General features: G+C 38.6%; 2 protein-coding genes. Both read left to right on the top strand.

Going from position 1 to position 5,272, the window contains the following annotated elements; genetic code table 11:
* Positions 1 to 2,294, top strand: a 2,294-nt coding sequence (locus CBI42_RS10270; RefSeq protein WP_094753926.1) for a pneumococcal-type histidine triad protein, incomplete at its 5' end; no start/stop codon positions are given.
* Between the two features lie 157 nt (positions 2,295 to 2,451).
* Positions 2,452 to 5,013 (top strand): pneumococcal-type histidine triad protein, encoded by a 2,562-nt coding sequence (locus CBI42_RS10265; protein ID WP_094753925.1) that lies wholly within the window; start codon positions 2,452 to 2,454, stop codon positions 5,011 to 5,013.
* Positions 5,014 to 5,272: the final 259 nt, after the last annotated feature.

Raw genomic sequence — 5,272 nt, 5'->3', positions numbered from 1 at the left:
CTTCTCATGGAGACCATTATCATTACTATAATGGCAAGGTTCCTTATGATGCTATTATTAGTGAAGAACTGCTGATGAAAGATCCGAATTATCAGTTGAAGGATTCAGATATTGTTAATGAAATCAAGGGTGGTTATGTGATTAAGGTAGATGGAAAGTATTATGTCTATCTAAAGGATGCATCACATGCTGATAATGTTCGCTCAAAAGAAGAAATCACTCGTCAGAAGCAGGAACACAGTAGTAATCACGGAGGTAGTTCTAGCGATAAAGCGGTAGTCGCTGCCAGAGCTCAAGGCCGTTATACAACGGATGATGGTTATATCTTTAATGCCTCTGATATCATCGAAGACACGGGTGATGCTTATATCGTTCCTCATGGCAATCATTTCCACTATATTCCTAAGAGTGACTTGTCTGCCAGTGAATTAGCTGCAGCCCAAGCCTTCTTATCTGGTAAAGGTGGGCAAACAAGCTCACTTAGCTATCGTCCTTCAACAAATTCTTCTAGCAATAGCTCATCAGATTCTTCGAATAGTAGTTCATATAGACAAACGAATCAAAGTAATGTTGAGGCAACTACTAGAAGATGGACTCCAAGTGTTAGCCCACAAGTGGATAATAGCTATCAAGCAAGTCCAAGTGAAGACGTATCCAGTCTCTTGAAACAGCTTTATGCCTTGCCACTTAGTCAACGACACGTGGAATCAGATGGACTTGTCTTTGATCCAGCGCAGATTATAAGAAAAACTGCGAATGGTGTTGCAGTGCCACACGGAGATCATTATCACTTTATCCCTTATTCTCAAATGTCTGATTTAGAACAGAAGATTGCGAGAATGATTTCTGAAAATTATCAAGGAAATCATACTACTGCAGGTGGTAAAGAATTAAAACCAATTCCGACTCCAAGTCTTCCAAATTTAATTCCATCTCCTGTTTTGCCAGCTCTTACCTTAAAACCTTTGAAACCTATTGTAAAGCCGGCTCCTACTCCAAATCCTAAAATAGACTCAAATTCTTCTTTGGTTAGCCAGCTGGTACGAAAAGTTGGAGAAGGATATGTATTCGAAGAAAAGGGCATCTCTCGTTATGTCTTTGCGAAAGATTTACCATCTGACACTGTTAAAAATCTGGAAAGCAAGTTATCAAAACAAGAGAGTGTTTCACATGCTTTAACTGCTAAAAAAGAAAAAGTTGCTCCTCGTGACCAAGAATTTTATGATAAAACATATAATCTGTTGGCCGAGGCTCATAAAGCTTTATCTGAAAATAAGGGTCGTACTTCTGATTTCCAAGCCTTAGACAAATTAGCAGAACGCTTGAATGATGAATCTTCTAATAAAGGAAAATTGGTAGATGATTTATTAACATTCCTAGCACCAATTACTCATCCAGAGCGACTTGGAAAACCAAATTCTCAAATTGAATATACTGAAAACGAAGTTCGTGTTGCTCAATTAGCTGATAAGTATACAACGTCAGATGGTTACATTTTTGACGAACATGATATTATCAGTGATGAAGGAGATGCCTATGTAACGCCTCATATGGGCCATAGTCACTGGATTGGAAAAGACAGCCTTTCTGATAAGGAAAAAGCTGCGGCTCAATCTTATACTAAAGAAAAAGGAATTCTACCTCCGTCAGCAGACGCAGATGCTCAAGCAAATCCAACTGGAGATAGTGCAGCGGCTATTTACAATCGTGTGAAAGGGGAAAAACGAATTCCACTCGTTCGACTTCCATACATGGTTGAGCATACAGTAGAAGTTAAAAATGGTAATTTGATTATTCCTCACAAGGATCATTACCATAACATTAAATTTGCTTGGTTTGATGATCACTCATACAAAGCTCCAAATGGTTATACTCTGGAAGACTTATTTGCGACGATTAAGTACTATGTTGAACATCCTGATGAACGTCCACATTCTAATGACGGATGGGGAAATGCCAGCGACCATGTCTTAGGTAAGAAAGACCACAGTGAAGATCCCAAAAAGAACTTCAAAGCGGATGAAGAACCAGTAGAGGAAACACCTGCTGAGCCAGAAGTTCCTCAAGTAGAGACTGAAAAAGTAGAAGCCAAGCTCAAAGAAGCAGAAGCTTTGCTTGCGAAAGTAACGGATGCTAGTCTGAAAGGAAATGCGACAGAAACCCTAGCTGGTTTACGAAATAATTTGAGCCTGCAAACCATGGATAATAATGGTATCATGGCAGAAGCAGAAAAATTACTTGCGTTGTTAAAAGGTAGTAATCCTTCACCTGTAAATAAGGAAAAAACAAACTAATGAAAAATGGGAGTCTCGATAAAGGGACTTTCATTTTTATTATGTATATACGAAAAATTCTTGACAAGCAGTACTAAAAGGAGTAAACTATTAACTAGTTAATTAACTGGTTTATTGTTTTATAGTGAATCAAATAGAGTTAAGAAAAGAGGAAAGAATGAAAATCAATAAAAAATATCTAGCTGGGTCAGCAGCTGCACTTGTTTTAAGTGTCTGTGCTTATGAACTAGGTTTGCATCAAGCCCAAACTGTAAAAGAAAATAACCGTGTTTCATACATTGATGGCAACCAACCAAGCCAAAAGGCAGAGACTTTGACACCTGATGAAGTCAGTAAAAAAGAAGGTATTAATGCCGAGCAAATCGTTATCAAGATTACGGATCAAGGTTATGTGACTTCTCATGGAGACCATTATCATTATTATAATGGCAAGGTTCCTTATGACGCCATCATCAGCGAAGAACTGCTGATGAAAGATCCGAATTATCAGTTGAAGGATTCAGACATTGTCAATGAAATTAAGGGTGGTTATGTCATTAAGGTAGACGGGAAGTATTATGTCTATCTTAAGGATGCAGCGCATGCTGATAATGTTCGCTCAAAAGAAGAAATCACTCGTCAGAAGCAGGAACACGGTAGTAATCACGGAGGAGGTTCTAGCGATAATGCGGTAGTCGCTGCTAGAGCTCAAGGCCGTTATACAACGGATGATGGTTATATCTTTAATGCCTCTGATATCATTGAGGACACGGGTGATGCCTATATCGTTCCTCATGGCAATCATTTCCACTATATTCCTAAGAGTGACTTGTCTGCCAGTGAATTAGCTGCAGCTCGAGCCTTCCTAGCTGGGAAAGGTAATCAACCAAGCTCAGTTGGGTATCGTCCTTCAACAAATTCTTCTAGCAGTAGCGCATCAGAGACATCGAATAGTAGTTCATATGGACAAACGAATCAAAGCAATGTTGAAGCAAATACCAGAAGATGGGCTCCAAGTGTTAGCCCACAGGTGGATAATAGTTATCAAGCAAATCCAAGTGAAGATATATCTAGTCTCTTGAAACAACTTTATGCCTTGCCACTCAGTCAACGACACGTGGAATCAGACGGACTTGTCTTTGATCCAGCGCAGATTACAAGAAAAACTGCAAATGGTGTTGCAGTACCACACGGAGATCATTATCATTTTATTCCTTATTCTCAAATGTCTGATTTAGAGCAGAAGATTGCGAGAATGATTTCTGAAAATTATCAAGGAAATCATACTACTGCAGGTGGTAAAGAATTAAAACCAATTCCTGCTCCAGAGCCTACCCCAATACCAAGTCCACAACCTGTACCAAATCCTAAACCAACTCCAAGCAATCCAATTGATGGAAAATTGGTAAAACAGGTGATTCGAAAGGTGGTTGATGGTTATGTCTTTGTAGAGAATGGAATTTCGCGTTATATTTCTGCCAAGGAACTTTCAGCAGAAACTGTTGCAGCCATTGATGATAAACTTACTAAACAAGAAAGTTTGTCTCATGAGTTAGGAGCTAAGAAAACCAATCTTGCATCTGGTGATCAAAAATTTTACAACAAAGTTTATGATTTACTAGCAACAGTTCATCAAGATTTGGTTTCCAATAAAGGGCGCCAAGCTGATTTTGACGCTTTGGATAGACTATTGGAACGTCTCAACGATGAGTCAAGTGATAAAGTCAAGTTAGTTGATGATATCCTTGCTTTTCTAGCGCCGATTCGTCATCCAGAACGTTTAGGAAAACCAAATGCACAAATAGCTTACACAGATGATGAGATTCAAGTAGCCAAGTTGGCAGGCAAGTATACAACAGAAGATGGCTATATCTTTGATCCTCGTGATATCACCAGTGATGAGGGGGATGCCTATGTAACTCCGCATATGAGCCACAGTCATTGGATTAAGAAAGAAAGTTTGTCTGAAGCTGAAAGAGCAGCAGGTCAAGCTTATGCTAAAGAGAAAGGTTTGACGCCTCCTTCAACAAATCATCAAAGTTCAGGAAATACTGAGGCTAAGGGAGCAGAAGCGATTTACAATAGAGTAAAAGCAGCTAAGAAGGTACCACTTGACCGTATGCCTTACAATCTCCAACATACTGTGGAAGTTAAAAATGGAAGTTTGATTATACCTCATTATGACCATTACCATAACATCAAATTTGAGTGGTTTGACGAAGGACTTTATGAGGCACCTAAGGGGTATACTTTAGAAGAGCTATTTGAAACTGTGAAGTATTATGTCGAACATCCAAACGAACGTCCGCATTCAGATAGTGGTTGGGGCAATGCGAGCGACCATGTTCAAAGAAACCACAATAGTCAAGATGCTAACAACAATCAAACAGAGAAACCAACAGAGGAGAAACCTCAGACAGAAAAAATTGAGGAGGAAAAACCTCGCGAAGAAAAACCGAAAAATGAGAAAGCAGAATCTCCAAAACCAAAAGAACCAGAGGAATCAGAAGAAGAATCACCATCGGAACCAGAGGAACATCAGGTTGAAACTGAAAAGGTTGAAGAAAAACTGAGAGAGGCGGAAGAGTTACTTAAAAAGATTAAGGATCCAATTCTTAAGTCCAATGCCAACGAAACTCTCACAGGATTAAAAAATAACCTGTTATTTGGTTCTCAGGATAACAATACTATTATGGCAGAAGCTGAAAAGCTATTAGTCTTGTTAAAGGAGAGTAAGTAACTATACAACTATTATAGAAGATAAAAAGGGAGCAGAATATGGATTCTGTTCTCTTTTTTATGAAATTGTGTAAAAATTCTTGACATATTTTCTAAATAAAGATAAACTATTTACTAGTTAATTAAATGGTTAAACACTAGTTAAGGAGTTATAGTGAAAAAGAGGACGATTTTAGTATTGATGACCAGTGTATTGGCTCTGGTATTAGCTGCTTGTGGTCAAAAGGAAAGCCAGTCAGGTAAAGGGATGAAAATTGTGA

The sequence above is a fragment of the Streptococcus sp. KR genome (assembly GCF_002238115.1).
Lineage (GTDB): Bacteria > Bacillota > Bacilli > Lactobacillales > Streptococcaceae > Streptococcus.
The sequence above is the reverse complement of the archived record's forward strand: the minus strand, read 5'-3'. Positions and strand labels throughout refer to the sequence as shown.

Excerpts from the sequence above, each read along its gene's own strand:
- CBI42_RS10265 (WP_094753925.1), top strand. The coding sequence starts at position 2,452 with ATGAAAATCAATAAAAAATATCTAGCTGGGTCAGCAGCTGCACTTGTT.